Here is a 24,905-nt window from a genome sequence, read left to right as displayed (position 1 = left end):
TAGTGATGATCAGCAGTTACCAGCATCTTGTTCAGGCCAGCCGGAAAGAACCGGAGCCCCAGCGCTTTCTGTTCGTTTTTTGCAAAGCCGAATTACCAGACGACGCCAGTGCCGCAGAACGGGCTGCTTTTGAACGCGGCGAGGGTGGCGCACTGATGCCGGTTATCTGTGTCGACAAAACCCCCGATGAGGTTCCTTATTTCGATGTGTTAGCGGAGGAATCCCGCGCGACAGGCCAGGACTGGGACATGGTCTTTGTCGCGGCCATGTCGGGCCGTGGCGGCCATGCTCCTTCCAGTGATGAGGCCCAGCAACCCCTGACCATGATGGTGGAAAGCATCCGCATGGGGCATCTGGGCAATTACCTTCCCCTCAATAAAGCCGGCCACGCCATTAGCCTTGACTGAACTCAAGGCGCCTCTGGTTGGCCGAGGACTATCCTCAAAGAGGTATTTGATTTTCCTCAAAATTGAACGACCCTTGATGTAATCCATGGGGTATTGGGAGTTGTAGTGAGAAACGTCCTCCGTTGTGCGCTATCCATCTTGATGATACTTGCTGCTTCGCTGAGCTGGGCCCAGCCGTTATCGGAATACAGCCCTCCGGCCGGACGCCAGCTCATCGAAAAAGCCTTCCCGGAAGCGACAGAACTCCAGCCGATGGAAGGCAACCGAGCCATCCAACAGGTGTATTCCGGTGAGGAGCTTATAGGCTACGCCTACCAGTCCCTGGACTTTGTCCAGACTCCCGCCTATTCCGGCAAACCCCTGAATGCCATGGTGGTGCTCGATACCGCCGGAGAAATTCGTGCCGCCAAAGTCATACATCACGATGAACCCATCCTGCTGGTGGGTATCCCCGAAAGCAAGATGCATGAGTTCACTGACCAGTACACCGGTCTGAAAGCCGACCAGCGGGTGACCGTTGGAGGCACGTCTACCGAACGCAAGGTGGCGGTGGATGGCTTGTCCGGCGCTACGGTCACCGTGATGGTTATTAACGAAGTCATTATGCGCACTGCCCACCGGGTGGGTGTCGAGATTGGGTTGATTGAAGGTGGCAAAAGCAACCGGCCGCCCATGGCCAATGTGAACGCGGAACAGTTTCAGGAAAAGTCCTGGCAGGAGTTGACCGGTGACGGTTCCATTCGCCGCCTGGTGTTGACCAAAGGGCAGGTCGACGACTCTTTTGTAGGAACCCCTGCCGAGGGCATCGAAACTGCAGACGCGGGCGAACGCGATGACATCCTGATCGAGCTCTACGCTGCCTATCTGGATGCGCCGACCATTGGTCGCAACCTTCTGGGTGAAAATCAATACCAGTGGCTGATGTCTGAACTCCAGGACGGGGAACATGCCATCGCGGTGATGGCCAACGGTGAATACTCCTTTAAAGGTTCCGGCTACGTGCGGGGCGGCATTTTTGACCGGGTGCAGATCCGCCAGTTTGGCGACACCTTCAACTTCCGGGATCTCGATTTCCATCGGCTCAGCGACGTTTACGGTCAGGGTATGCCCGAGTTTTCGGAAATGGCGATCTTTATCGTGCGCCAGCAGTACAACTTCGATCCTGGCACGCCCTGGACGCTGGAGCTGACTGTCAAGCGCCAGACCGGCCCGCTGGACAGTGAATTCCAGGTGTTCCCTCTGGAGTACCAGTTGCCAGACCAGTACTACACGCGTCCGGAACCGGTTCTGAGCGACGAAGAGTGGCTTGAAAACCAGCCGCTGTGGATTCAGGTGTGGTACCAGAAACAGTTCCAGATCACCGTGTTGGGTCTTGGTATCGCCGTGCTGCTGTTCATCCTGTTCTTCCAGGACTGGCTGGTACAGAAGCCGAAAATGATGCGCTGGATTCGCCACGGCTTCCTGGTTTACACCCTGTTCTTCATCGGCTGGTATGCCCTGGGTCAGCTTTCCATCGTCAACGTGCTGACGTTTGTGAACAGCCTGATCAGCGGCTTCAAATGGGAAACCTTCCTGATCGATCCGATCATGTTCGTGCTCTGGGCCGTGGTGGCCGGCATCGTCCTGCTCTGGGGGCGGGCGGTGTATTGCGGCTGGCTGTGCCCGTTCGGCGCCCTGCAGGAGCTGATCAATGAAATCGCCCGCAAGCTCAAGGTACCGCAGTACACCGTGCCTTTTGCCTGGCACGAGCGCCTGTGGGCCATCAAGTACATCATCCTGCTGGTGCTGTTTGGTATTTCTCTGGAGTCCATGGCCACCGCCGAGCGCATGGCTGAAGTGGAGCCGTTCAAGACCGCTATTACCCTGCATTTTGACCGCACCTGGCCGTTTGTGACCTACGCCGTGCTGTTGCTGGTGGTCAATATCTTCACCCGCAAGGTGTACTGCCGCTACCTGTGCCCGCTGGGTGCCGCCCTGGCGTTGCCCACCAAACTGCGGGTGTTTGACTGGCTCAAACGTCGCAAGGAATGCGGTAACCCCTGCCGTCTCTGCGACAAGGAATGTGAAGTCCAGGCGATCCATCCGGATGGACACATCAATTACATGGAGTGCCACTACTGCCTGGATTGTCAGATGACCTATTTCGACGACCACAAGTGCCCGCCGCTGATTGTGAAGCGCCGTGGCAAGCGCCGTGGTCACAACGCACCCGGCCACCCAGAGGAAATTCCGGTGGTGCAGGTGAACTGAGTAGTCCCGAGGAGCCAGCCATAAGGCCCCGGTAAAGTCATGAGAAGCAATAACCGCCATAACCAATAACGGAGTTGGATGCTATGAAAAAAAGAGATGATCTGACCAAGGACACGCCGGAGGTTTCCGAAGGTGGTCTGAGCCGTCGTCGCTTTATGGGTGCGGCTGCGCTGGCCGGTGTCGCTGGTGCAACCGGTCTGGGCACCTCGGTCATGTCCCGTGAGACCTGGGCTTCGGCTGCGGAAGAAGCCCGCAATAAGGCTCACGTCGCCCCGGGCGAGCTGGATGAGTACTACGGTTTCTGGAGTGGTGGCCACCAGGGCGAGGTGCGTGTGCTTGGCGTGCCCTCCATGCGTGAACTGATGCGTATTCCGGTATTCAACGTGGATTCCGCAACGGGTTGGGGGATTACCAACGAAAGTAAGGAAATCCTGGGCGGTGATCAGCAGTACCTGAACGGCGACTGCCACCACCCGCACATTTCCATGACCGACGGTCGTTACGATGGCAAGTACCTGTTTATCAACGACAAGGCCAACACCCGGGTTGCCCGTATCCGTCTGGACATCATGAAGACGGACAAGATTACCCACATCCCGAACGTTCAGGCCATCCACGGTCTGCGCCTGCAGAAAGTACCCAAGACCAACTACGTGTTCTGTAACGCCGAGTTCGTCATCCCGCAGCCCAACGACGGCACGGATTTCAGCCTGGACAACAGCTACACCATGTTCACCGCCATCGACGCAGAAACCATGGATGTGGCCTGGCAGGTCATCGTTGACGGTAACCTGGATAACACCGATGCCGACTACACCGGCAAGTACGCTGCTTCTACCTGCTACAACTCAGAGCGTGCAGTAGACCTTGCAGGCACCATGCGTAACGACCGCGACTGGGTGGTTGTATTCAACGTGGAACGCATTGCTGCAGCGGTAAAAGCTGGCAACTTCAAGACCATCGGCGATTCCAAGGTGCCGGTTGTAGACGGCCGCGGCAAATCCGAGTTCACCCGCTATATTCCGGTGCCGAAGAACCCGCACGGTCTGAACACCTCTCCGGATGGCAAGTACTTCATTGCCAACGGCAAGCTGTCACCAACGGTATCCGTGATTGCCATTGATAAACTGGACGACCTGTTCGAAGACAAGATCGAACTGCGGGACACCATCGTGGCCGAGCCGGAGCTGGGTCTCGGACCCCTGCACACTACCTTCGACGGCCGTGGCAATGCCTACACCACGCTGTTTATCGACAGCCAGGTGTGCAAGTGGAATATTGCCGATGCCATCAAGCACTACAACGGTGACAAGGTTAATTATATCCGTCAGAAGCTGGACGTGCAGTATCAGCCGGGCCACAACCACGCATCGCTGACGGAATCCCGTGATGCTGATGGCAAATGGCTGGTTGTTCTGTCCAAGTTCTCGAAAGACCGCTTCCTGCCGGTTGGCCCGCTCCATCCGGAGAACGATCAGCTGATCGATATTTCCGGTGAGGAAATGAAACTGGTCCACGATGGCCCGACCTATGCCGAGCCGCATGACTGTATCCTGGTACGTCGTGATCAGATCAAGACCAAGAAGATCTACGAGCGCAACGACCCCTACTTCGCCAGCTGTCGTGCCCAGGCGGAGAAGGACGGTGTGACTCTGGAATCCGACAACAAGGTCATCCGTGATGGCAACAAGGTACGTGTTTACATGACCTCCGTTGCGCCTCAGTACGGTATGACCGAGTTCAAGGTGAAGGAAGGTGATGAAGTCACGGTGTATATCACCAACCTCGATATGGTTGAGGACGTGACCCACGGCTTCTGTATGGTGAACCATGGCGTGAGTATGGAGATCAGCCCGCAGCAGACCGCTTCCGTGACCTTTACGGCAGGTAAGCCAGGGGTTTACTGGTACTACTGCAACTGGTTCTGTCATGCTCTCCACATGGAGATGGGCGGGCGGATGCTCGTCGAAAAGGCCTGATAGAGAGTTGCCTGACTTGGGGTCCCGTTTTCGGGGCCCCTGGTTGCTTATCACTATCCTGAGATCTATTGATGTATCAACTATTGCGTTATGGAGTGGCCCTGTCAGTCGCTCTGTTTGCGCTCTCCGCCAACGCGGACCTGCAGCAAGAGCTGGATAACCTGGCCCCGGGCTCGTCGTTTCAACTTCCTCCGGAAACTTTGTCTCCACTGGTTATCAGGGTGCCCGGGGTATCTATGTCCTGCGCTCCGGAAACGGTGATTGACGGTGGCGGGCAGGGCAATGCGGTTGAGATTCTGGCAGAGGCGATCACCTTTTCCGATTGCCAGGTTCGCAATTGGGGCAAAGACCTGAATGAACTGGATGCGGGAATCTTCGTGGCCCGCGAAGCGCAGGGTTCGGTGGTGGAAAACAACCGTCTTCAGGGCCCGGCGTTCGGCGTGTGGCTGGATGCAACACCGGATGTGACCGTGCGGGAGAATCACATTCGCGGTGATACCAGCTTGCGGTCCCAGGATCGTGGCAATGGCATTCACCTGTTCAACACCACGGGTGCGCTGATTGAAGGTAACGATATCAGTGAGACCCGGGATGCCATTTACATCGAGACCGCGAACCGAAATACCATTCGCGACAATGTGATGAGTGACCTCCGGTACGGCATTCATTACATGTATTCGATGCATAACCTGCTGGAAAACAACGTCACCCGAGGTACGCGTACCGGGTATGCGTTGATGCAGAGCAAGTACCTGAAGGTATTCAATAACCGCTCCGAGAATGACGAGAACTACGGCATTCTGATGAACTTCATCACCAACTCCGAGTTGCGCAATAACGTTGTTACCGGAGTGTCCCAGGGTCAGAGTGCCGGAGTGGTGATTTCCGGTGCCGAGGGTAAAGCGGTGTTTATCTACAACTCGCTGTATAACACCTTCGAAGGCAATTATTTCGGCCACAGCAACATCGGTATTCATCTCACTGCGGGTTCCGAGGAAAACCAGGTGTTCAACAATGCCTTTGTGGAAAACCAGCGCCAGGTGAAGTACGTGGCCACTCGCACCCAGTTCTGGGCCGAGGATGGCAAAGGCAACTACTGGAGTGACTACCTGGGCTGGGATCGAAACCAGGACGGCCTCGGCGATGTGCCTTATGAACCGAATGACAACGTGGATCGGCTGCTGTGGAAGTATCCGGAGGCCAAGGTACTGATGTTCAGCCCGGCGGTGGATACCCTGCGTTGGGTCCAGGATGCCTTCCCGGTAGTGAAGTCTGCCGGGGTGAGTGATCCCCATCCTTTGATGCGAATTCCCGACCACCTGCAATCGGAGATCCGATGAACTGTTTTCGACTGGAGAACGTCAGTCACCGTTACGACAAGGCCACGGTGCTGCACGGGGTAGATCTTCGGCTGGAGCCGGGGGAAATTCTGGGCCTGTTCGGCCACAACGGCGCGGGTAAAACCACCTCGATCAAGCTTATCCTCGGCCTGATGCAGCCCACCGAGGGCAAGGTTTCCGTGCTGGAAGGCGCGGCTGGCGATCCCCAGGTAACCCAGCATATCGGCTACCTGCCGGAGAACGTGATGTTCTACCCGCAGCTGACCGGCCGTGAAATCCTCAGCCACTTTGCCCGCCTCAAAGGCGCGCCGCTTAAGCAGGTGCCCGAACTGTTGGAGCAAGTTGGCCTGGGAGACGCCATGGACGCCCGCACCAAAACCTATTCCAAAGGCATGCGCCAGCGTCTGGGCCTGGCTCAGGCCCTGCTCGGCAAGCCCAGGCTGTTGATGCTGGATGAACCCACCGTCGGCCTGGACCCGGTTGCCACGGCGGACCTATACCGCCTGTTGCGCCAGCTTAGGGATGAGGGAGCGGGCATTGTGCTCTGTTCCCATGTACTGCCAGGTGTTGAGCCGTACATTGATCGGGCCGCGATTCTGACCGAAGGCGCCCTGAAAGCATCTGGAGACCTGCCATCGCTGCGGCGACAGGCGAACATGCCGGTCACCCTGACCCTGCAGCCTGCCACTAGCCTGTCGGCGTTGGAAAAAGCCATTGACCAGGCCGAGCAGCGTGCCGGCTTGATGATGAAAAGTGAAAACGGACGATTGCAGGTAGACGTGAGATCCCAGGAAAAAATGGAACTGATCAAGACCCTGATGGCCTCCGGCGAAGTGGCAGACCTGGGCATCCATCAGCCCAGCCTCGAAGACATCTACGTGCACTTTATCGGCTCGGGTGGCCTGGCTCACCGGGGAGGAAACCAATGAACGCCATCTGGACCATCGCCCGTAAGGAACTGAGCGACAGCTTCCGCAACCGCTGGCTGGTTGCCATCTCCCTGGTGTTTGCCACCCTGGCACTGGGCATCGCCTGGTTCGGTGCCGCCGCCTCCGGGCAGGTGGGTTACGCCTCCACACCTGCGACCATTGCCAGCCTGGCCAGCCTGGGGATCTTCCTGATCCCGCTGATTGCACTGTTGTTGGCCTACGACGCCATCGTGGGGGAAGAGGAGGGAGGCACTCTGTTACTGCTGATGACCTACCCGCTCAGTAAAAGCCAGTTGCTGTTGGGCAAATTTCTCGGCCATGGCCTGACCCTGGCGCTGGCCACCATCATAGGCTTCGGTGTGGCTGGTATTGCCATCGCCGTGTTGGTGGAAGATGTCGCCATTGCCGCCCTGGCGGTGGCCATGGGGCGTTTTGTGGGCTCTACCGTTTTGCTGGGCTGGGGCTTTATCGCACTGGCCTACCTGGTGAGCGTGCGGGTTAGCGAGAAACCGGTTGCTGCCGGGCTGGCCCTGGCGATCTGGTTTTTCTTCGTACTGATCTTCGACCTGATGCTGCTGGGTACCCTGGTGGCCAGTGAAGGCAAACTGAATCCCGAACTGCTGCCCTGGCTGCTGATGCTCAACCCCACTGACATCTACCGCTTGCTCAACATCGTTGCCTTCGGCGACAGCGGTCAACTCAGCGGCGTACTCAGCCTGGGTACAGACCTGCCCATCGGCGCGGCAGGCCTCTGGCTGGGCCTGATCCTGTGGTGCGCCATACCCCTGACCGGCGCACTGTTACTGTTCACAAACCGACGAATCTGATCCTGACCGGAGACACACAAACATGGCAAACCCAGCAACCAAATGGCTCATCGCCGCCTTCGCCGTCGCCCTTCTAACGGGCTGCTCTGGCAGTGAACCCGAGATCGTTGAAAAACCCGACCCGGTCCACTTCGAATCCGGCGACGAATGCCACGTTTGCGGCATGGCTATCACTGGCTTCCCCGGGCCTAAAGGCCAGGCCTTCACCGAGCGAGAGCAGAACATCCGGAAATTCTGCTCCACCAAAGACATGTTCGCCTGGTTCCTGCAGCCTGAAAACGAAAACCGGGATCACACCCTCTACGTCCACAACATGGCCGAAAGCCACTGGGACAGCCCGGATGACACCCACCTGATCGACGCCCGCGAGGCCTTCTACGTGGTCGGCTCAAACCTCAACGGCGCCATGGGCCCAACCCTGGCCTCGTTCGCCAGCGAAGCCGACGCTACAGACTTCGCGGCCGAGCATGGCGGGAACGTACTGGCGTTTGCCGAGGTCACGCTGGAGCATCTGAATAATGGTATGACGATGCACGATATGAGCGGGATGGATGATATGGCTGGTATGCATGAAGACCATGACGTAAACGGAGAGTCTGAAATGGCCCATTAAAACATGGGCTCCTTGGCGATTACTCCAGTGCTCTAAAGATCAGGTGCGGGTAGCCTTTCCAAAAATTTGCGGAGCCAAGGATGGCGGAGCAGAAGCGCCACAGGGGCTCAGCCGCCAGTCATATTCATAAACCGAAGAATCTGCACATCCCCATTGCTGGAAAAATGATGCCGCTCCGGCTTCAGATCCATGGCCTTGATGATCGCCTCCTGCAGCTTGTCATCCGTCACCGGATGCCCCCGCAACACCCGGCGAAGATCCACTGAATGCTCATTGCCCAGGCACAGCAGCAGACGCCCCTCCACTGTCACCCGAACCCGATTGCAGGTCGAACAGAAATTGTGGGAATGCGGCGAAATGAACCCGACGCGAACCTCGCTGTCCGGCATCCGGAAATAACGCGCTGGGCCGCCGGAATCCTCAGTTGCCGGAATCAGCTCATGGTGCCTGCGGATAATGTCGCGCACCTCCTCACTGGTGCACAGCGCCAAACCACGGTCATGCTCTGAAATTTCCCCGAGCGGCATCTCCTCGATAAAGCTGATGTCCACCTGCTTTTGACGGGCAAACTCAATCAGCTCCGGAATCTCCTCGTCGTTGCGGCCTTTCATCACCACCGTATTCAACTTGATACCACGGAAACCTGCGTCCCGGGCAGCATCAATGCCATCCAGAACCTGGCTGAGATTACCGGTGCGGGTAATGGCGCGGAATTTGTCAGCGTCCAGAGAATCCAGACTGATATTGAGACGCTGCAAACCGGCCTTGCGCAATGATTCCGCCATGGTGGGCAACTGACTGCCGTTGGTGGTCATGGCGAAGTCACGGAGGCCATAAGTGCCGACTTCGCGTACCAGCTCCAGGATATCGCGGCGCACCAGAGGCTCTCCGCCTGTCAGCCGGATCTTCTCCGTGCCCAGAGCAACAAAGTTCCGTGCCAGCCGGGCGATCTCTTCAAGCGTCAATACCTGTTGGCGCGGGAGAAAGGTCATGTCTTCCGCCATGCAATACACGCAGCGGAAGTCACAGCGGTCGGTCACCGACAGGCGAACATAGTTTACTGTGCGGCCAAAGCGGTCTGTCAGTCGGGTCTGGGGCATTGAAGCCAGGTCCTGTTGCAATATCACCATGAGTTTAGGCCAAGTATGGCAAAGCGCGCGGCGGATTCCGATACCCCTCGGGGAGTATCTCCCGCGACCTTGCAAAGTCATCGGTCTTCCTCTATAACATTTAAATAAAATATATGTTAAAAAGTGGAGCGACACTAATCGCAATGGTGTTGCCAGTTTAAAACCCATCGAAAGCCTGGGAGATCGCTATGTGGTTCTACGAGAAATGGCTCGCTCGTGCTAATGCGGGTGTTCTGGTCAGTGTGCTCGGATTACTGTTAACCGTTGCTTTGGCATATCCTCTAGCGGCCAGATTGCCAATCGCGGTTCAGATACTCGCCCACATGGGAACGTTAATCTTCGCAGTCGGGGTGAAAATCGCGTATGTCGCCCGCTTGGCGTTCCTCAGTAAACTGGGAAGACCTGTGCACTGAATCACGGTAGAATAGATGCAGTTATGAACGGTCAAGAGGCCCACGCCATGGGCGCACAGCCAGGTAAAACCGGTTTCCGGATTCTTGCGTATATGAGTGTGGGGTTGGCGGCAGCGGGTGTGGTTTTGCCGCTTTTGCCAACAACTCCTTTTGTTATTCTCGCGGCCTTTTTCGCCAGCAAGAGCTCCCCGGCCTTTGCCCGGTGGTTGGAAGAGCACCCGACGTTCGGCCCGGCGATTGAAGAATGGCGCGCCCGGCGTGCCATTCCACGCAAAGCCAAGTTGCTGGCCTTTGCCATGATGGGGCTGAGCTGGAGCATGCTGGTCTGGCTTGGATCGCCGGTTCTGGTACTGGCTGTCTCGGGGCTGTTTTTATTGGGTGTTGCCGGCTATATGCTGAGCCGGCCATCCTACTGATGTTTTTCTGTCATTTTGGAGTCATGAATGCACATCACCCGTTATACCGATTACTCACTCAGAGTGCTGATCTATCTGGCTGCAGAGGGTGATCGTCTGGCGACCATTCAGGAAATTGCCGACAGCTACGACATCTCCAAGAATCATCTGATGAAAGTGGTTCACCAACTGAACAAGAAAGGGTACATCGAGACTATCCGTGGCAAGAAGGGCGGGATGAGGCTGCATATGGCGCCGCAGGATATCAATATCGGAATCCTGGTGCGCGAAACCGAGCAGGACCTCAGCATCGTGGAATGTTTTTCCTCCAAAAATGCCTGCAAGATCACTCCGGTATGCGGACTTAAATCCATGTTTGGTGAAGCCCTGAAAGCCTTCCTTGAGGTGCTTGATCGATACACGCTCGCCGACGTGATTCAGGACCACCACCGACCACAGCTGTTGCGACTGCTCCAGATTGCTTGATTGCTGAACTGACGCACTGCTGTATTTGCAGTGCGTCAGACCTCCCAGGCTTCAAACGAGTATCCAGAGTTATACGTTTACGGGGTTGGCGGATCTCCGTTCCGGCAGTGAATATCGCAGGACTCTCTGCAACACAGTTTTATACTGGCTCATAAATGAGCCCGTGTTGTAGTGAATGCCGTGTTTGCGACAGATTTCCTGCACCCGCTCGGAAATCTCAGGATAGCGGTGCGCTGGGAGATCCGGAAACACGTGATGCTCGATCTGATAGCTCAGGTGTCCACTCAGAATGTGCAGCCAGCGGCCACCCGTGAAGTTGGAAGAGCCGGTAAGCTGGCGCAGATACCAGTGGCCCTTGCTCTCACCTTCGCATTCCCGCTCTGTAAAGGTTTCTGCGTCCTGAGTGAAGTGACCGCAGAAAATCACCGTTGAGGCCCAGAGGTTCCGGATCAGGTTAGCCCCGACGTTGCCGGCCAGCACGATAGGGGCCACTGGTAGAGTCAGCAATGGAAAGAAGACATAATCCTTGAATGCCTGGCGGCCGCCTTTACGGAAAAAGTCTTTCAGGAACGGCACTTTCTCGCGCCAGGAAATCTCCCGGCGACGTAGCTTCTCGGTTTCCAGTTCATGTAAACCTACACCCCACTGAAAGAACACGCTCAGCAAGATGTAGTTGATGAACTGCAACGTGTGCCAGGGTTTCCAGGGCTCTTCGTCGCTCAGGCGTAGCACCGCATAACCGTAGTCCCGGTCTTTGCCGATGATGTTGGTGTAGGTGTGGTGCTCGTAATTGTGAGTCCGGCGCCAGGATTCACTGGTGCACACCGTATCCCACTCGTAGGTCTGTGAGTTGAGGGTGGGATCGTTCATCCAGTCGTACTGGCCATGCATCACGTTGTGGCCAATTTCCATATTCTCCAGAATCTTGGCCACGCCGAGGGTGGCCGTTGCCGCCACAAACACCGGCGGAATAAAGCCGAAGGGCATCATCACCCGGCCGCCGACTTCAAGGGCGCGGTGCAGGCGAACGATCTTGCGAATGTAGCGGGCATCCCGCTCGCCAAGATCGGCCAATACTTCGTCGCGTACTGTATCCAGATCTTTCTGAAGCTCGTTGAGCTGTTGTTCATCAAGTTTGATCATAAGGTCTCCTTGCGGCTGTATGAGGCCGCGCTCGAATTCTGTGTGTCAGGCTTCCAGATTCACCGGGCCACGGGGTACGGAAATGCAGAGTTGAACGCTTTCCTCTCCGGGACCGGAAGCTTTACCCGTCAGCCGGTTAATCACGGTGCCGCTGGTTTTTCGGCAACTGCATTGGTGGCAAATGCCCATGCGGCAGCCGTATTGAGGTTTGAGGCCCGCGGCTTCTGCGATCTCCAGCAGTGTGGCATCGCCGGAAGAGTCCACATTGAGGTCCGCGCGGGCAAAACTCACTTCGCCGCCGAGTGTTTCATCACCCAGAGGGGAGGAGATCGGAGGGGCGAAAAACGTACAGTGAATCTGCTCTTCGCCGAGACCGCGCTGGTAAAGCAGGTCATTGGCGAGATCCATCAGCCCGCCCGGTCCGCACAGATAGACCTCGCGGGCCTTCAGACCGGGCACGGAATCCAGGTCGGCGTCGTTGAGGTAGCGCGGCTCGTCGGTTTCGTGGGTGCATATAATACGTACCGAGAGTGCCGAGTATCTTGCCGCCAGTGCTTCCAGTTTTTCACTGGCGATCACGTCCTCCTGAGTGCGAACAAAGTAGAGCAGCGTGACCGGTGCCCGGAAGTGCTCTGCCGCCATGGTCTCCAGCAGGCTTAGAATCGGCGTAATGCCGCTGCCCCCGGCAATAAACAGCACCGGTTTGGGCATGGCTGGCATCAGAAAGTCGCCAAAGGCTTCGGTCAGGCCCAGCACCGCGCCTTCTTCCAACTGATCATGCAGCCAGTTGGTCACCAGCCCTCCTGGCAGGCGTTTGATGGTCAGTGTGACCACGCCGTCGTTCTGCCAGAGCAGGGGGGAGCTGGACAGACTGAAGGTGCGCTGGCGTCGCACACCATCAATATCTACACAGATGTTCACGTGCTGGCCGGCACGAAAGCCACTCCATCGGCTGGCAGGCCGGAGCACAAAGGTCTTGGTGTCGTGAGTCTCGACCAGAATACGCTCTACCCGTGCAGGTGTGTACGCTTGTATCCACATGGGATTGATGGCCTCCGCCAGTGGATCAAAATAACTGGCAGGGTTGCTTCGGTTCAGTAGCTGTCGGCCAAGCCAGTGCATGGCGCGGGTCTGGTTCATTTTTGCCAACATAGGTTTTCTCCAAGGTTTGTACCTGATCGTTGATAACGATGTGTACACTTGTTCACTTATGTGTACGACTGTACACAGTGAGGGTTGTCGTAACAATCAGGGGCGCTTCGTTGGCTCGAAATGACAAATTTTGCGGACTTTTCTGCCGTCAGATGTGTACACTTGTTACCGCAACTATCGTGATAGGAAGACCATGGCAGACAGAACGAAACGCAGGCCCGGCGAAACCCGAGAGAAGCTGATGAACGCAGCGCTGACTCTGGTGGGCAAGGGGCGACACTTTGCCAGCCTCGGTATTCGGGAAGTGACCCGGCAGGCCGGCGTGGTGCCAACGTCGTTCTATCGCCACTTTCGCAGCATGGACGACCTGGGTTTGCAGCTGGTGGACGAGCTCGGGCTGGTCCTCAGGCGGATGATGAGGGAGGCCCGGGCCAACGTTTTGCAGGCCGACAAGCTGATTGAGGAATCGGTGGGTATCTTTGTGGCCCATGCCCAGGCCAACCGCAGTTTTTTTCTGTTTATGGCGCAGGGGCTGGCAGGCGAGAGCCGGGCCGTTCAGGAAGGGATTCGCAGCGAAATGCGATTTTTCGCCAGTGAGCTGGCCAATGACTTGCGCCGGCTCCGGCTGATGGAACACCTGAGCGATGCCGATCTGGAGTTGACCTGCGATCTGGTGGTGCGCACCGTCGCCTTCAGTCTGACCGATCTGCTCAGCATTTCGGAAGACGACGATTATCAGATCGGCCAGGTGCGAAAACGCACCACCCGATTCCTGCAGATGATTTTTGTCGGGGCTGGTCACTGGCAAAGCGACTGACCCCGTCCTGGGTTACTTGCGGGTTCGGGCGCGCTTCTTCGGCGGCAGTATCAGCGATTCCAGCTCATCCAGAGCCTCACCGGTATAAACCGCCAGTTTCTGCATGCTTGGCAGCGTATCCCGACAGCCGGTAAAACCGAAATTCAGCGATCCGGCATAGCTCAGGCAGGTGATATTCAGGGCGCCGCCGTGAGCGATCAGCGATACCGGATACATGGCCTCAAGCCGGGCACCTTCATAATACAGCGTGTCTTCCGGGCCGGGCACGTTGGAAATAGTCACGTTGAAGACTGGTCGCATCCGCCCCCCGAGACCCGACATCAACTGCAGAATGTAGGGTGACATCAGCAGCATGGTGTACTGGGTCAGTGCGCTTTTGGGAAGTTTCTGCAGGTGTTCCTTGGCCCGTCGGGTCGAGGTTTTGATCTGTTGCAGGCGGTTCAACGGATCAGCTTCGTCGGTGGCCAGCGAGGCAATCATGAAACTGATCTGGGTGCCCGTACCCTCGTCGTCTGCCGGCCGGATATTCACCGGTATACCGGCCGTCAGTGGGGTGTCGGGCAGATTGTTCTGCTCCGCCAGAAAGCGTCGCAGCGCCGTGCCACACAGGTAAAGCACGATATCGTTCAGGGAGCCGCCGGAAGCATGAGCCAGGTTCTTCAGCCGATCCAGTTGATAGTGCTGGGTGGCGAATCGCCGCTGCGCCGTAACCCGGTGGTTGAGCACGGAAACCGGGCCGGTGAAGGGGGCGGTCAGTCCGTCTTCCGGGTGTCGAACCGAATGCACCAGGCGATTGCCGGCCTGCCACAGCCTGGGTGCCATGTCTGCCTGCAGTTTCAGGGCGTCCATGGCCTGGGAAACCGCGGCGGGGACACTGGCCTCTTTGTCGGTTTTTGCGCCACGGCGTTGGTGCGGGCGTACCGTCCAGGGCGGCGGCATATTGCAGCGTTCCGGATCGGTGGTGAGTACCCTTTGCATCAGCCGCACGCCACTGATGCCGTCAATCATCGAGTGGTGCATTTTGGTGTAAAGGGCAAAACGGTTATTCTCCAGGCCTTCAATAACGTGGCATTCCCAAAGAGGGCGGGAAAAATCCAGGGGGTTAGAGTGCAGCCGGGATACCAGAATGCCCAGTTCGCGCTCACCGCCGGGGCGGGGCAGGGCTGAGTGCCGGACGTGATAATCCAGATCGATATCCTTATCGACTTTCCAGGCCGGGGCGATCACACGCCCGAGGAAACCGGACCAGGCCAGTTTGTATCCCCAGGGTGGTGCCACATCGCCGGCTTCTTTCATTCGAGTGACCATGTCACGCAGGAAGGTTTCTGGTGCGCCTTCAGGCAGTGAGAAAATCTGAAGCGTACCCACATGCATCGGGGTGTCTTCAGATTCAACCGCCAGCCAGGAGGCATCCAGGGTTCCGAGACGTTTCATTCCTTGTCATTCTCCGCCAGTCATTTGTGTTTTGGTTGTTTCCTGCAAGTATACTGATATCCGCAGGTGCACACGATCAAAACCGGGATTGGGCTCCCATCTTTTTGCAGGGTTTAACGGTTACATAATGTCGCGAACCCATGCTCCCGGTGACAAGGTTCGTGTGCTAATTTCTACGGCCATAGAAACTGATAACAAAAATATTCGGAGGCTTTGTGGAATCCAGCCCGCTGATCTCGGCAGGTTTGCCGATCGCGTTGTTCATTATCATGATCGGTATCGGTATGACCCTTACCCTGAGGGATTTCCGCCAGGTGGCGGTGTATCCGAAGGGCATGATTGTGGGCACCTTCGCCCAGATTCTCCTGATGCCGGTGGTGGCGTTCGGGCTGGCCTGGCTGTTCGGCGTGTCGCCGGCCATTGCCGTTGGGCTGGTGATCATTGCGGCCTGCCCCGGGGGTACCACATCTAACCTGTTTGTGCTTCTGGCCCGGGGTAATATTGCGCTTTCCATCGTGCTGACGGTCTCCGCCAGCCTGATCACCATTCTTACCCTGCCACTGTTTACCAACATGGCGCTGCAGCATTTCATGGGCACGGAAGAGAACATCTCGCTGCCGGTGGGCAAGACCATTGCCATGCTGGTGGTTATTGTTCTGCTGCCGGTGGCCATTGGCATGCTGGTGCGAACCCGCAAGCCGGAGCTTGCGCGCAAGGCCGAGAGCCTGGTCAGCATCTTTGGTGGCATCGTGCTGGCGGTGCTGATTGTGGCGTTGCTCTATGGCGTTCGGGACCAGATGTGGGATCTGCTCAAACAGGCAGGCCCCTCCACTATTGCCCTCAATGTCGCCGGTATCGCCCTGGGCCTGCTGGCGGGCAGGGTGGCCGGACTGACCCAGCGGGAATCCCTGGCGGTGGCAGTGGAGCTCGGTGTGAAGAACGGCACCATTGGTTTGATGGTCACCCTCACGTTGCTGGAGTCCAGCACCATGTCGATTCCCGCTGCCGTTTACGGTGTGCTTATGTTCCCCATTGGCTTCCTGCTGGCAATGTATGGCCGGAAGGTGATTCCCAAAAGCTACGTGGCACATGCAGCTGGGGAAGCCTGATTGATGAAGTTTCTGAACGGTGTGACGTTACTGCTGGTTTATCAACTGACAGGCGAGATTCTGGTACGACTTCTCGGGCTGCCGATCCCGGGGCCGGTGCTTGGCATGGTCATGCTGTTCGTTACCTTGATGATCCGAGGTAGTGCCCCGGATTCCCTGAGCGAAGCCTCCAGCGCGTTACTGAGCCATCTGTCTCTGCTATTCGTGCCTGCGGGCGTGGGGATGATGACGCATTTCGGGCGTATAGCGGATGAGTGGCTGCCGATCACCCTGGCTCTGTTTCTGAGCACGGTGATCACCATGGTTGCCACGGCGTTGATTATGCAACTGACGACGCGCTGGTTTGTCCGTTCCGTTTCAGAACAAGGTGGGCAGCATGAATGAACCGGGTTTGCGCGACATCTGGGTCTACCTGTCGGCGTCGCCACTGCTAGGGCTGACCATTACTCTGGTGGCCTACGGGCTGGCCTACCGACTCTATCTGAAAACACATTCCAACCCGCTGGCCAATCCCGTCGTTACTTCGGTGGCGATGCTGATTCTCCTGTTGTTGGCAACGGGCACCTCATACAGCGATTACTTTGAGGGCGGTCAGTTCGTGCATTTTCTGCTGGGGCCGGCAACGGTGGCACTGGCGGTTCCTCTGTATCAGCAGTTTCGACGGCTCCGTCAACTCTGGTTGCCGGTCGCGATATCGTTGATCAGCGGGGTGGTTATTGCTGCTGGCAGTTCGGTGGGCCTGGCAAGGTTGTTGGGGGGTTCCCTGGAAATCCAGATGTCGCTGGCGCCTAAATCGGCAACGGCACCGGTGGCCATGGGTATTTCCGAGAAGATTGGTGGTTTGCCGTCGCTCACGGCGGTGCTGGTGGTGTTGACCGGAATTACCGGTGCGGTGCTGGGCACCAAACTGTTTGAATGGTTGCGCGTGAAAGATGACACCGCAAAAGGGATTGCCATGGGCGTGGCGGCCCATGGTATTGGTACCGCCCGGGCATTCCAGGTCAGTTCCCAGATGGGCGCGTTTTCAGGCCTGGCCATGGCGCTTTCGGCATTCGCCACGGCGCTGCTCGTGCCCTGGCTGGTGGACATGCTGGAAAACTGGTTGCCCATGTAAACGCGCAGTTCTTTCCGGGGTGCCGCATTACACTCTTTTTATGTCTGTCTGGAATGGCTATGCTCAGCCAATCATTGGCACAACATCAGGGTCTTAACATCATGCAAACCAAGTTCTTGCTCGACGAAGAACAGATGCCCAGGTATTGGTACAACCTGCAGGCGGATTTCCCCGAACCCCTGCCGGCCGTCCTCCACCCGGGAACAAAGCAGCCGGTCGGTCCAACGGATCTGGAGCCATTGTTTCCTGCGTCGCTGATTGAACAGGAAATGACTACGGAACGGGAAGTGGAGATTCCGGAGCCCGTTCGCGATGTTTATCGGATGTGGCGGCCGGCGCCCATGTTTCGGGCGCATCGGCTGGAAAAAGCCCTGGGCACCCCGGCCAAGATCTTCTACAAGTACGAGGGTGGTAGTCCTGCGGGCAGTCATAAACCCAATTCCGCGATTCCTCAGGCCTTTTTTAACCGGGAGGCCGGTATTCGGCGTCTGACGACAGAAACTGGTGCTGGTCAGTGGGGGACCTCGCTGTCGTTTGCAGGCTCCCTGTTCGACATTGATGTGACCGTGTTCCAGGTTCGCGTGTCCTACAACCAGAAGCCCTATCGCCGTGCGGTGATGGAGACCTACGGGGCTAACTGCGTGGCTTCACCATCAGAAATGACGGAGTTTGGTCGTCGGGTGCTGGGGGAAAACCCCGACCACACCGGCAGTCTCGGTATTGCGATTTCCGAGGCGGTGGAGCTGGCCGTTCAGGATCCGCACACCAAATATGCTCTGGGTTCCGTGCTGAACCATGTCCTGTTGCATCAGACCGTAATCGGCCTGGAGTCCATGAAACAGATGGAGATGGCCGATTGCTGGCCAGACGTGATCGTTGGGTGCACCGGTGGCGGCTCTAATTTCGCGGGTATTGCGTTCCCGTTCATGGGCCATGCGTTGAGAGGCGGGGAGAAGTCCCGGATTCTCGCGGTTGAACCTTCAGCGTGTCCGACGTTGACCCGGGGTAAATACGCCTATGACTACGGCGATACGGCACAAATGACACCACTCACCAAGATGCATACCCTGGGTTCAGGTTTTACACCGCCGGGGTTCCATGCTGGCGGCCTGCGCTATCACGGCATGGCTCCGATGGTGTCGCACGCCAAGGAGCTGGGACTGTTCGATGCTGTTTCCTACACTCAGCGCGAGTGCTTTGAGGCGGGTGTCCTGTTTGCGCGCAACGAAGGGATCGTACCGGCCCCTGAAGCCAATCATGCCGTGAAGGGTGCGATTGACGAGGCGTTGCGGTGCAAGCGCGAGGGCAAGGAGGAGGTGATCCTGTTCAACCTTTGTGGTCACGGGCATTTCGATATGGCGGCCTATACCTCGTATTTTGCCGGTGAACTGAGCGACCATGAGTACGGCGAGCAGGAGCTGGCTATGGCGTTGTCGGGGCTGCCCTCGGTCAGCGTCTGATTGAACTTGCCCCCGGTCAGGCACTGTGCCTGACCGGGTTGCGGCTTCCTGCTCACTTGTCCCTTTCGATCTTCAATGGCTCCAGGCTTCCGATCCGGAACTTCAATTCCAGTTCCGCACCGTTTTCATCATCGCCTTCCACTTCAATATCGCCATTGCGGTTGACCTTTAGTTCCTCAATAGTGGCCATTCCCTGCTGCTGAGCGGCTTTCAGATAAGAGCGCACATCGTCCGCGCTCACACCGTAGATCTCGCCTTTGGCTTTGCGGCGCTGCTCCCGGTCGATGTCGCCGTTGCCGTTCAGGTCCAGTTCCACGAACCAGTCCTGGCCCATCCAGCCTTCGAGCTCGATTTCATTATCATGGTCGTCGTCAAATTCGATGCTCTGGAAATGGCTGATACCGTAGTTGTTACCAACCTGAAGCATGCGGTCCGCATCGTCAAAGCTGCCTTTGGCGAAGGCTGCGGGGGCTGCGACAAGGCCGCTGATCAGCGCGATGGTCAGAGTCTTTTTCATGGTGTTCTCCTAGCTTGTCTGTGTTTGAAAAACTGCCGGTTCTGCCCGGTTGGCTACCAGCTTGAGCCCAGATTAACGGGGCAGGGCTTTCAGCATCGTGATAGGCTCATTCATGATTCGTTCATCTGGCTTTTGTCACCATAAACACCATGACCAGACCTCGTTTACATTCATCGCTGCTACCCGAAGACCGGTTTTCACGCCGGGTGTTCCGGGTGTTGTTGCTGACTCTGTTTGCGGTGGGCGCGCTGCCGTTTGCCCAGGTGGCCTGTGCCGATGATGACGACGACTGGCGGCGCCTGCACCACGAGGTTGAGGCCGGCCGTATCAAACCCCTGAGCGAAATCCTGGACAGCCTTGCCCGCGACTGGCGCGGAGACGTGATCGATGTGGATATCGAGAAAGACGATGGTGAGATCCTCTACGAGATCGAGTTGTTGGGCCCGGAAGGCCAGGTGGTGGAGTTTGAGATCAATGCCCGGACCGGAGAGGTTCTGGAGATAGAGGGCAGGAATATCCAGGGCATGAAACGCTGATGAAAATTCTTCTGGTGGAGGACGATGCCGCGCTGGCACAAGGGCTGGCCGGTAGCTTGCGGGATGCCGGACTGCTGGTGGAAGTTGCCGGGGAAGGCCGCACGGCCGACTTTCTGGTGAGCACCGAACGTTACGATGCGGTGGTACTGGACCTGGGCTTGCCGGATGGCAATGGCACCCAGTGGCTGGCCGGTTGGCGGGAGCGGGGTATTGATCTGCCGGTGCTGATTCTGACCGCCCGGGAGCGCTGGTCCGATAAAGCCGCGGGGTTCTCTGCCGGTGCCGATGACTATGTCACCAAGCCCTTTGAAACGGCTGAAATCCTGTTCCGCCTGCGGGCCCTGGTGCGCCGGTCCCACGGCCACGCCCACCCGGTGATTACCGTGGGTGACATTGCGCTGGATACCCACGCCGGGCAGGTGACCCGGGCAGGTATGCCGGTTTCACTCACGGCTCAGGAGTTCCGGCTGTTATCGCATCTGATCCACGCAGCGCCCAGAATCGTGTCCCGCACCGAGTTGTCCGAACATGTCTATGACGGCGACCAGGAGCCGGATTCCAATGTTATCGATGTCCAGGTCAGCCGGTTGCGGCGCAAACTCGGCGCCCAGGCTATCGAGACCATCCGTGGCCAGGGCTACCGTATGAACGGTCACGGAGAACCATCCTGATGCTGACACGTCTGCGCCGCTGGCCGGTGGCGCTGCGGATGCTGGTGTCTGCCCTGGTATTGGTCCTGGTGGTGTTGCCGCTGGCCGGTACCGTATTGGCCTGGAACTTTCGCCAGACGCTGAGCCAGTCCTTTGATGAGCGCCTGTTATCGTTCCTGAATGTGGTCATTGCCGGCATTGAGTCTGACCCTCAGACCGGTGAATTGACCCCCGGCCCGCAACTGGGTGAACCGCGCTTCGAGCGGGTGTATTCCGGCTGGTACTGGCAGGTCAACGACAACAGCGGGCGGGTGATCACCTCCCGGTCATTGTGGGACCAGCGACTGCCACAGATCAGTGGCCGGGGGCCGGACTGGGCCCAGGCCCCGGGGCCGCGCGGCCAGACACTTCGGATAGTGGAGCGGGATGTCCAGTTACCGGCTTTCGAAGGCTGGTTATCGGTGTCTGTCGCGGCCGACCAGGCGGAGCTGGATGCCCAGGTTGCGCGCTTCAACCGATTGCTGGTGGTTTCGCTGACCACGCTCGGTACGCTGTTACTGGTGATGATCGGGTTGCAGATCCGCTGGGGCCTGGCACCGCTTCGGCGTCTGGAGCGGGATCTCCGGGCCATGGAGTCCGGCCAGACCCGTTCACTGACCAGTGATCTGCCCGAAGAACTTGCGCGGCTCTCCGAGGCCATGAATCAGGTGCTTGAACGGGATCAGATACTGATTGAGCGTGGGCGCACGGCTGCGGGCAATCTGGCCCATGCCCTGAAAACGCCGGTATCTGTGCTTACCACCCTGAGTGATCGTTTGCCGTCGGTGCAGAGAACCGCTTTCCGTACCGAACTGAGCCGCATCGATGACGCCGTGCGCCATCATCTGGCCAGGGCTTCAGCGGCCGGACCGGCCGCCCTGGGGCGTGTGGATCTTGGTGAAACCCTGGCGCCGGTGCTGTCGGCACTCAATACTCTCGCGCAACGCCGTGGCGTTACCCTCGAAAGCGACCTGGGCGATACGGGCGCGGTTCGGCTTGAACAACAGGATTTACAGGAAATTGCGGGCAACCTGCTGGAAAATGCCATCAACTGGGCGGAGAGTCAGGTAAAGTTTCGGGTAGAAGGCTTGCCGGATGGTCTGGCGCTGATGGTGGAGGATGACGGCCCTGGCCTGTCTGACACCGATATCGAGCAGGCTCTGACACGGGGCACCCGGCTGGATGAAACCCGGTCCGGTTCCGGTCTGGGCCTGGCGATCGTCAAAGAGCTGGCTGAACTGTATGGCGGCACGCTGACCCTGGCCCGATCTCCCCTCGGAGGGTTACAGGCCAGCGTGCGCTTTCCATCTCACTCATCGTCCAAGGCCCGCGGCGGGCAGTGATGCTCTTCCACCAGGGTGCCTTCATCCACGCTCTCCAGATGCACATCAAAGCCCCATAGCCGGTGTACGTGCCGCAGCACTTCGTCGGTTTCCTGGCCCAGTGGCACTCGGTCTACCGGGATGTGGCGCAGGGTTAGCGAACGATCACCGCGAATATCCACACTCCATACCTGAATGTTCGGCTCCCGGTAACTGAGGTTGTATTGGCGGGCCAGCTTTTCCCGCAGCGCGCGATAACCGGGCTCATCGTGAATGGCGGTGACGGTGTAGTGGTCTTCCCGATCGTCGCTTTCGATGGCGAACAGCTTCAGGTCACGCATCACCTTCGGTGACAGGAACTGCTGGATAAAGCTCTCGTCCTTGAAGTTGTGCATGGCGAAATGCAGGGTTTCCAGCCAGTCTGTACCGGCGATGTCCGGGAACCATTCCCGGTCCTCATTGGTAGGGTTTTCACAGATGCGTCGAAGATCGGTGAAGATGGAGAAACCCAGGGTGTAGGGGTTCAGGCCGGAATACCATGGGCTGTTGAAGGGTGGCTGGTATACCACGGCGGAGTGGCTTTGCAGAAATTCCAGCATGAAGCCATCGTTCACCAGCCCCTTGTCGTACAACCGGTGCAACAGCGTGTAGTGCCAGAACGTGGCCCAGCCTTCGTTCATTACCTGGGTCTGGCGTTGTGGATAGAAATACTGGGCCAGCTTGCGCACGATGCGCACCAGTTCCCGCTGCCAGGTTTCCAGCAAAGGCGCGTTTTTCTCGATGAAGTACAACAGGTTTTCCTGAGGCTCCTCCGGATATCGGGGCCTGCGGCGAATCGGGTCCCCGTCGTCCTCTGCTTTGGGGATGGTTCGCCACAGATCGTTGATGCGGCGTTGTTCGTATTCTTCCCGCTCCTTCTGCCGGCGGGCCTCCTCGGCGGCTGAAATCGGGGCAGGGCGCTTGTAGCGGTCAACGCCGTAGTTCATCAGTGCGTGGCAGGAGTCGAGAATTTCTTCCACGGCATCCACGCCGTGTCGCTCCTCGCACTCCGACACATAATGCCGGGCAAACACCAGGTAATCGATGATGGCACTGGCGTCTGTCCAGGTGCGGAACAGATAATTGCCCTTGAAGAACGAGTTGTGGCCATAGCTGGCGTGGGCAATCACCAGGGCCTGCATGGGCAGGGTGTTCTCTTCCATCAGGTAGGCGATACAGGGATTGGAATTGATCACAATCTCATAGGCCAGCCCCATCTGGCCCCGCTGATAGCCCTTGGAGGTTTGCAGGAACTGCTTGCCGAAGGACCAGTGATGATAGCCCACTGGCATGCCGACGGAGCTGTAGGCATCCATCATCTGCTCGGCGGTAATCACTTCAATCTGGTTCGGGTAAGTGTCCAGTCCAAACTCGGCGGCGCATTTGGCAATTTCCTCATCGTATTTCTGGATCAGTTCGAAGGTCCATTCCGAACTGGTGGAAATGGGCTTACCTGCCTTGGGTTGTTCGCTCTCCGGTGCGTTCGGGCGATCAATCAGGCTGCTCATGCCGCTTTCCTCTCGAACAACTGTCGGAAGACCGGGTAAATGTCGCCAGGATCGGCAATCTGCTGCATGGCGAAGCTCTGGGGAAACTGCTCCATGATTTTCTCGTATTCGTACCAGAGCATCTGGTGATCCTGGGGCGTGATTTCGATGTAGGAGTAGTACTGCACCAGCGGCAGAATCCGCTCAGACAGCAGCTTGCCGCAGATGGGGGAGTCATCGTTCCAGTTGTCGCCGTCGGACGCCTGGGCGGCATAGATATTCCATTCCGCCGGCGAGTATCGGGCTTCGACAATCCGGTGCATCAGTTTCAGAGCACTGGAGACAATGGTGCCCCCGGTTTCCCGGCTGTAGAAGAACTCTTCTTCGTCCACTTCCTTGGCGCTGGTGTGGTGGCGGATAAACACCACTTCGATTTTCTTGTAGTTCTTCTTCAGGAACAGATACAGCAGGATAAAGAAGCGTTTGGCGATGTCCTTGTGCATCTGGGTCATGGAACCGGATACATCCATCAGGCAGAACATCACCGCACTGGTGGCGGGTTTGGGCTGCTTCAGGTGTTGCCTGTAGCGCAGGTCGATCTCGTCAATGAAAGGAATGCGTTTGACGTTGGCTTTCAGCCGCGCGATTTCCTCTTCCAGCACCTTGATCTGGTCTTCATGGCTGAAGGCCGGATCGAGATCATTCGGTGCGCTTTTCAGCGCCTCGAGCTGTTTTTCCAGGTCCCGGATCTTTTTCTTGCGCGCGCCGCCCAGGCCCAGACGCCGGGCGTGGGCGCCCCGAAGGGAACGCACTACATCCAGCTTGGCGGGCACGCCCTGGGTGGTGAAGCCCGAGCGTACATAACTGAAGGCTTCGGTGTCCTTGAGTTTTTTCCGGGCCAGATTGGGCAGCTCCAGATCGTCGAACAGGAAGTCGAGAAACTCTTCCTGGGTAATCTGGAAGGCGAACTCATCCATGCCTTCTCCGTCCGGGCTGGCCTGGCCTTGCCCCTGGCCCTGGCCACCGCCGCTCTCGGGTTTGGGGATGGTGTCCCCGGCCACCCATTCCTGATTGCCGGGGTGCACCACCTCGCGCCGGCCACCGTGGCCGTGGTGGAATATGGGCTCGTCAATATCCCGGGCGGGGATGCTTACTTTCTCGCCCCGTTCGATATCGGTGATGGAGCGCTTCTGCACGGCATCCGACACCGCCTTCTTGATGTGGTGGCGGTAACGGCGCAGGAACCGTTCCCGGTTCACTGCGCTCTTGTTCTTGCCGTTCAGGCGCCGGTCAACAATGTGGGTCATACCCATGGTA

Annotated in this window: 25 protein-coding genes; 18 read left to right on the top strand and 7 right to left on the bottom strand. The window is 57.8% G+C overall.

Annotated elements, in window-relative coordinates; translation table 11 throughout:
• The first annotated feature begins 5 nt into the window (after positions 1 to 5).
• The 7 genes from OZ656_RS15850 (at position 6) to OZ656_RS15820 (ending at position 8,345) form a co-directional block, all read left to right on the top strand.
• Positions 6 to 407, top strand: a complete 402-nt coding sequence (locus tag OZ656_RS15850) for a ribonucleotide reductase subunit alpha (protein WP_153740668.1) — start codon at positions 6 to 8, stop codon at positions 405 to 407.
• A 141-nt stretch (positions 408 to 548) separates the two neighbouring features.
• Positions 549 to 2,657, top strand: coding sequence for a transcriptional regulator NosR (gene nosR / locus OZ656_RS15845; protein WP_278350473.1), 2,109 nt, complete (start codon positions 549 to 551; stop codon positions 2,655 to 2,657).
• Positions 2,658 to 2,740: 83 nt separating this feature from the next.
• The gene (gene nosZ / locus OZ656_RS15840) at positions 2,741 to 4,636 is read left to right on the top strand and encodes a TAT-dependent nitrous-oxide reductase (protein ID WP_278350452.1); all 1,896 of its coding nucleotides are present in this window, start codon (positions 2,741 to 2,743) and stop codon (positions 4,634 to 4,636) included.
• Between the two features lie 71 nt (positions 4,637 to 4,707).
• On the top strand, positions 4,708 to 5,976 hold the full coding sequence (locus OZ656_RS15835) for a nitrous oxide reductase family maturation protein NosD (protein WP_278350451.1): 1,269 nt from the start codon (positions 4,708 to 4,710) through the stop codon (positions 5,974 to 5,976).
• Positions 5,973 to 6,905: an ABC transporter ATP-binding protein gene (locus OZ656_RS15830; RefSeq protein WP_278350450.1), complete on the top strand. Its 933-nt coding sequence runs from the start codon at positions 5,973 to 5,975 to the stop codon at positions 6,903 to 6,905. The genes OZ656_RS15835 and OZ656_RS15830 overlap by 4 nt, the downstream gene beginning before the upstream one ends.
• On the top strand, positions 6,902 to 7,732 hold the full coding sequence (locus OZ656_RS15825) for an ABC transporter permease (protein ID WP_278350449.1): 831 nt from the start codon (positions 6,902 to 6,904) through the stop codon (positions 7,730 to 7,732). The genes OZ656_RS15830 and OZ656_RS15825 overlap by 4 nt, the downstream gene beginning before the upstream one ends.
• Before the next feature lie 22 nt (positions 7,733 to 7,754).
• Complete coding sequence (locus OZ656_RS15820) at positions 7,755 to 8,345, top strand: nitrous oxide reductase accessory protein NosL (protein WP_272998607.1); 591 nt, start codon at positions 7,755 to 7,757, stop codon at positions 8,343 to 8,345.
• A 107-nt stretch (positions 8,346 to 8,452) separates the two neighbouring features.
• On the opposite strand, the gene moaA is transcribed toward OZ656_RS15820, so the two are convergent.
• Positions 8,453 to 9,445 (bottom strand): GTP 3',8-cyclase MoaA, encoded by a 993-nt coding sequence (moaA, locus tag OZ656_RS15815; protein ID WP_023008571.1) that lies wholly within the window; start codon positions 9,443 to 9,445, stop codon positions 8,453 to 8,455.
• Between the two features lie 218 nt (positions 9,446 to 9,663).
• Between moaA and OZ656_RS15810 the strand changes: the two genes are divergently transcribed.
• Genes OZ656_RS15810 through OZ656_RS15800 form a run of 3 tightly spaced genes read left to right on the top strand, consistent with a single transcriptional unit; the run spans position 9,664 to position 10,769 of the window.
• A complete protein-coding gene (locus OZ656_RS15810) occupies positions 9,664 to 9,888 on the top strand; it encodes a hypothetical protein (protein WP_023008570.1) in 225 nt (74 codons plus the stop codon).
• 23 nt (positions 9,889 to 9,911) lie between these two features.
• Positions 9,912 to 10,304 (top strand): YbaN family protein, encoded by a 393-nt coding sequence (locus OZ656_RS15805; RefSeq protein WP_023012234.1) that lies wholly within the window; start codon positions 9,912 to 9,914, stop codon positions 10,302 to 10,304.
• Between the two features lie 27 nt (positions 10,305 to 10,331).
• Positions 10,332 to 10,769 (top strand): Rrf2 family transcriptional regulator, encoded by a 438-nt coding sequence (locus tag OZ656_RS15800; protein WP_011786513.1) that lies wholly within the window; start codon positions 10,332 to 10,334, stop codon positions 10,767 to 10,769.
• A 69-nt stretch (positions 10,770 to 10,838) separates the two neighbouring features.
• On the opposite strand, the gene OZ656_RS15795 is transcribed toward OZ656_RS15800, so the two are convergent.
• Positions 10,839 to 11,912, bottom strand: a complete 1,074-nt coding sequence (locus OZ656_RS15795) for an acyl-CoA desaturase (protein WP_014422438.1) — start codon at positions 11,910 to 11,912, stop codon at positions 10,839 to 10,841.
• A 45-nt stretch (positions 11,913 to 11,957) separates the two neighbouring features.
• Positions 11,958 to 13,064, bottom strand: a complete 1,107-nt coding sequence (locus tag OZ656_RS15790) for a ferredoxin reductase (RefSeq protein WP_278350448.1) — start codon at positions 13,062 to 13,064, stop codon at positions 11,958 to 11,960.
• 193 nt (positions 13,065 to 13,257) lie between these two features.
• On the opposite strand from OZ656_RS15790, the gene OZ656_RS15785 reads away from it, so the two are divergent.
• Complete coding sequence (locus tag OZ656_RS15785) at positions 13,258 to 13,881, top strand: TetR family transcriptional regulator (RefSeq protein ID WP_153740675.1); 624 nt, start codon at positions 13,258 to 13,260, stop codon at positions 13,879 to 13,881.
• A gap of 12 nt (positions 13,882 to 13,893) precedes the next feature.
• Here OZ656_RS15785 and OZ656_RS15780 read toward each other — a convergent pair whose 3' ends face one another.
• The gene (locus tag OZ656_RS15780; RefSeq protein ID WP_011786509.1) at positions 13,894 to 15,315 is read right to left on the bottom strand and encodes a wax ester/triacylglycerol synthase family O-acyltransferase; all 1,422 of its coding nucleotides are present in this window, start codon (positions 15,313 to 15,315) and stop codon (positions 13,894 to 13,896) included.
• A 215-nt stretch (positions 15,316 to 15,530) separates the two neighbouring features.
• Here OZ656_RS15780 and OZ656_RS15775 point away from each other — a divergent pair, with 215 nt between their 5' ends.
• From OZ656_RS15775 to OZ656_RS15760, 4 genes are all read left to right on the top strand, one after another.
• Positions 15,531 to 16,424: a bile acid:sodium symporter family protein gene (locus OZ656_RS15775; RefSeq protein WP_153740677.1), complete on the top strand. Its 894-nt coding sequence runs from the start codon at positions 15,531 to 15,533 to the stop codon at positions 16,422 to 16,424.
• Positions 16,425 to 16,427: 3 nt separating this feature from the next.
• Positions 16,428 to 16,808 carry a CidA/LrgA family protein gene (locus OZ656_RS15770; RefSeq protein WP_011786507.1) on the top strand — a complete coding sequence of 127 codons (381 nt, stop codon included), beginning with the start codon at positions 16,428 to 16,430 and terminating at the stop codon, positions 16,806 to 16,808.
• Complete coding sequence (locus tag OZ656_RS15765; protein WP_022990872.1) at positions 16,801 to 17,538, top strand: LrgB family protein; 738 nt, start codon at positions 16,801 to 16,803, stop codon at positions 17,536 to 17,538. Before OZ656_RS15770 ends, OZ656_RS15765 begins: the two co-directional genes overlap by 8 nt.
• Positions 17,539 to 17,639: 101 nt before the next feature.
• A complete protein-coding gene (locus OZ656_RS15760) occupies positions 17,640 to 18,998 on the top strand; it encodes a TrpB-like pyridoxal phosphate-dependent enzyme (RefSeq protein ID WP_153740678.1) in 1,359 nt (452 codons plus the stop codon).
• A gap of 52 nt (positions 18,999 to 19,050) precedes the next feature.
• Here the strand turns inward: OZ656_RS15760 and OZ656_RS15755 are convergent, their stop codons facing one another.
• Positions 19,051 to 19,515: a hypothetical protein gene (locus tag OZ656_RS15755; RefSeq protein ID WP_014422430.1), complete on the bottom strand. Its 465-nt coding sequence runs from the start codon at positions 19,513 to 19,515 to the stop codon at positions 19,051 to 19,053.
• 149 nt (positions 19,516 to 19,664) lie between these two features.
• Between OZ656_RS15755 and OZ656_RS15750 the strand changes: the two genes are divergently transcribed.
• Genes OZ656_RS15750 through OZ656_RS15740 form a run of 3 tightly spaced genes read left to right on the top strand, consistent with a single transcriptional unit; the run spans position 19,665 to position 22,083 of the window.
• On the top strand, positions 19,665 to 20,051 hold the full coding sequence (locus tag OZ656_RS15750) for a PepSY domain-containing protein (RefSeq protein ID WP_051995655.1): 387 nt from the start codon (positions 19,665 to 19,667) through the stop codon (positions 20,049 to 20,051).
• Positions 20,051 to 20,722 (top strand): response regulator transcription factor, encoded by a 672-nt coding sequence (locus tag OZ656_RS15745; protein ID WP_023012227.1) that lies wholly within the window; start codon positions 20,051 to 20,053, stop codon positions 20,720 to 20,722. The genes OZ656_RS15750 and OZ656_RS15745 overlap by 1 nt, the downstream gene beginning before the upstream one ends.
• Positions 20,722 to 22,083, top strand: coding sequence for a sensor histidine kinase (locus OZ656_RS15740; RefSeq protein WP_199452473.1), 1,362 nt, complete (start codon positions 20,722 to 20,724; stop codon positions 22,081 to 22,083). The genes OZ656_RS15745 and OZ656_RS15740 overlap by 1 nt, the downstream gene beginning before the upstream one ends.
• Here OZ656_RS15740 and OZ656_RS15735 read toward each other — a convergent pair.
• Both OZ656_RS15735 and OZ656_RS15730 read right to left on the bottom strand, forming a co-directional pair.
• Positions 22,050 to 23,609, bottom strand: coding sequence for a SpoVR family protein (locus OZ656_RS15735; protein WP_023012225.1), 1,560 nt, complete (start codon positions 23,607 to 23,609; stop codon positions 22,050 to 22,052). The two genes, OZ656_RS15740 and OZ656_RS15735, sit on opposite strands and share 34 nt — an antisense overlap.
• Entirely contained in the window at positions 23,606 to 24,901 is a 1,296-nt protein-coding gene (locus OZ656_RS15730) for a YeaH/YhbH family protein (RefSeq protein WP_023008560.1), read from the bottom strand. Before OZ656_RS15730 ends, OZ656_RS15735 begins: the two co-directional genes overlap by 4 nt.
• Positions 24,902 to 24,905 lie beyond the last annotated feature (4 nt).

Source organism: Marinobacter sp. LM1 (assembly GCF_042763285.1).
In the GTDB taxonomy this organism is placed as follows: domain Bacteria; phylum Pseudomonadota; class Gammaproteobacteria; order Pseudomonadales; family Oleiphilaceae; genus Marinobacter; species Marinobacter nauticus.
This window is presented reverse-complemented; position numbering and strand designations above follow the sequence as displayed.

Bases quoted from the DNA above. Each gene is read 5' to 3' on its own strand.
- OZ656_RS15850 (WP_153740668.1), top strand. From the start codon at position 6: ATGATCAGCAGTTACCAGCATCTTGTTCAGGCCAGCCGGAAAGAACCG.
- nosR (WP_278350473.1), top strand. From the start codon at position 549: ATGATACTTGCTGCTTCGCTGAGCTGGGCCCAGCCGTTATCGGAATAC.
- nosZ (WP_278350452.1), top strand. From the start codon at position 2,741: ATGAAAAAAAGAGATGATCTGACCAAGGACACGCCGGAGGTTTCCGAA.
- OZ656_RS15835 (WP_278350451.1), top strand. From the start codon at position 4,708: ATGTATCAACTATTGCGTTATGGAGTGGCCCTGTCAGTCGCTCTGTTT.
- OZ656_RS15830 (WP_278350450.1), top strand. From the start codon at position 5,973: ATGAACTGTTTTCGACTGGAGAACGTCAGTCACCGTTACGACAAGGCC.
- OZ656_RS15825 (WP_278350449.1), top strand. From the start codon at position 6,902: ATGAACGCCATCTGGACCATCGCCCGTAAGGAACTGAGCGACAGCTTC.
- OZ656_RS15820 (WP_272998607.1), top strand. From the start codon at position 7,755: ATGGCAAACCCAGCAACCAAATGGCTCATCGCCGCCTTCGCCGTCGCC.
- moaA (WP_023008571.1), bottom strand. From the start codon at position 9,445: ATGCCCCAGACCCGACTGACAGACCGCTTTGGCCGCACAGTAAACTAT.
- OZ656_RS15810 (WP_023008570.1), top strand. From the start codon at position 9,664: ATGTGGTTCTACGAGAAATGGCTCGCTCGTGCTAATGCGGGTGTTCTG.
- OZ656_RS15805 (WP_023012234.1), top strand. From the start codon at position 9,912: ATGAACGGTCAAGAGGCCCACGCCATGGGCGCACAGCCAGGTAAAACC.
- OZ656_RS15800 (WP_011786513.1), top strand. From the start codon at position 10,332: ATGCACATCACCCGTTATACCGATTACTCACTCAGAGTGCTGATCTAT.
- OZ656_RS15795 (WP_014422438.1), bottom strand. From the start codon at position 11,912: ATGATCAAACTTGATGAACAACAGCTCAACGAGCTTCAGAAAGATCTG.
- OZ656_RS15790 (WP_278350448.1), bottom strand. From the start codon at position 13,064: ATGTTGGCAAAAATGAACCAGACCCGCGCCATGCACTGGCTTGGCCGA.
- OZ656_RS15785 (WP_153740675.1), top strand. From the start codon at position 13,258: ATGGCAGACAGAACGAAACGCAGGCCCGGCGAAACCCGAGAGAAGCTG.
- OZ656_RS15780 (WP_011786509.1), bottom strand. From the start codon at position 15,315: ATGAAACGTCTCGGAACCCTGGATGCCTCCTGGCTGGCGGTTGAATCT.
- OZ656_RS15770 (WP_011786507.1), top strand. From the start codon at position 16,428: ATGAAGTTTCTGAACGGTGTGACGTTACTGCTGGTTTATCAACTGACA.
- OZ656_RS15765 (WP_022990872.1), top strand. From the start codon at position 16,801: ATGAATGAACCGGGTTTGCGCGACATCTGGGTCTACCTGTCGGCGTCG.
- OZ656_RS15760 (WP_153740678.1), top strand. From the start codon at position 17,640: ATGCAAACCAAGTTCTTGCTCGACGAAGAACAGATGCCCAGGTATTGG.
- OZ656_RS15755 (WP_014422430.1), bottom strand. From the start codon at position 19,515: ATGAAAAAGACTCTGACCATCGCGCTGATCAGCGGCCTTGTCGCAGCC.
- OZ656_RS15750 (WP_051995655.1), top strand. From the start codon at position 19,665: ATGACCAGACCTCGTTTACATTCATCGCTGCTACCCGAAGACCGGTTT.
- OZ656_RS15745 (WP_023012227.1), top strand. From the start codon at position 20,051: ATGAAAATTCTTCTGGTGGAGGACGATGCCGCGCTGGCACAAGGGCTG.
- OZ656_RS15740 (WP_199452473.1), top strand. From the start codon at position 20,722: ATGCTGACACGTCTGCGCCGCTGGCCGGTGGCGCTGCGGATGCTGGTG.
- OZ656_RS15735 (WP_023012225.1), bottom strand. From the start codon at position 23,609: ATGAGCAGCCTGATTGATCGCCCGAACGCACCGGAGAGCGAACAACCC.
- OZ656_RS15730 (WP_023008560.1), bottom strand. From the start codon at position 24,901: ATGGGTATGACCCACATTGTTGACCGGCGCCTGAACGGCAAGAACAAG.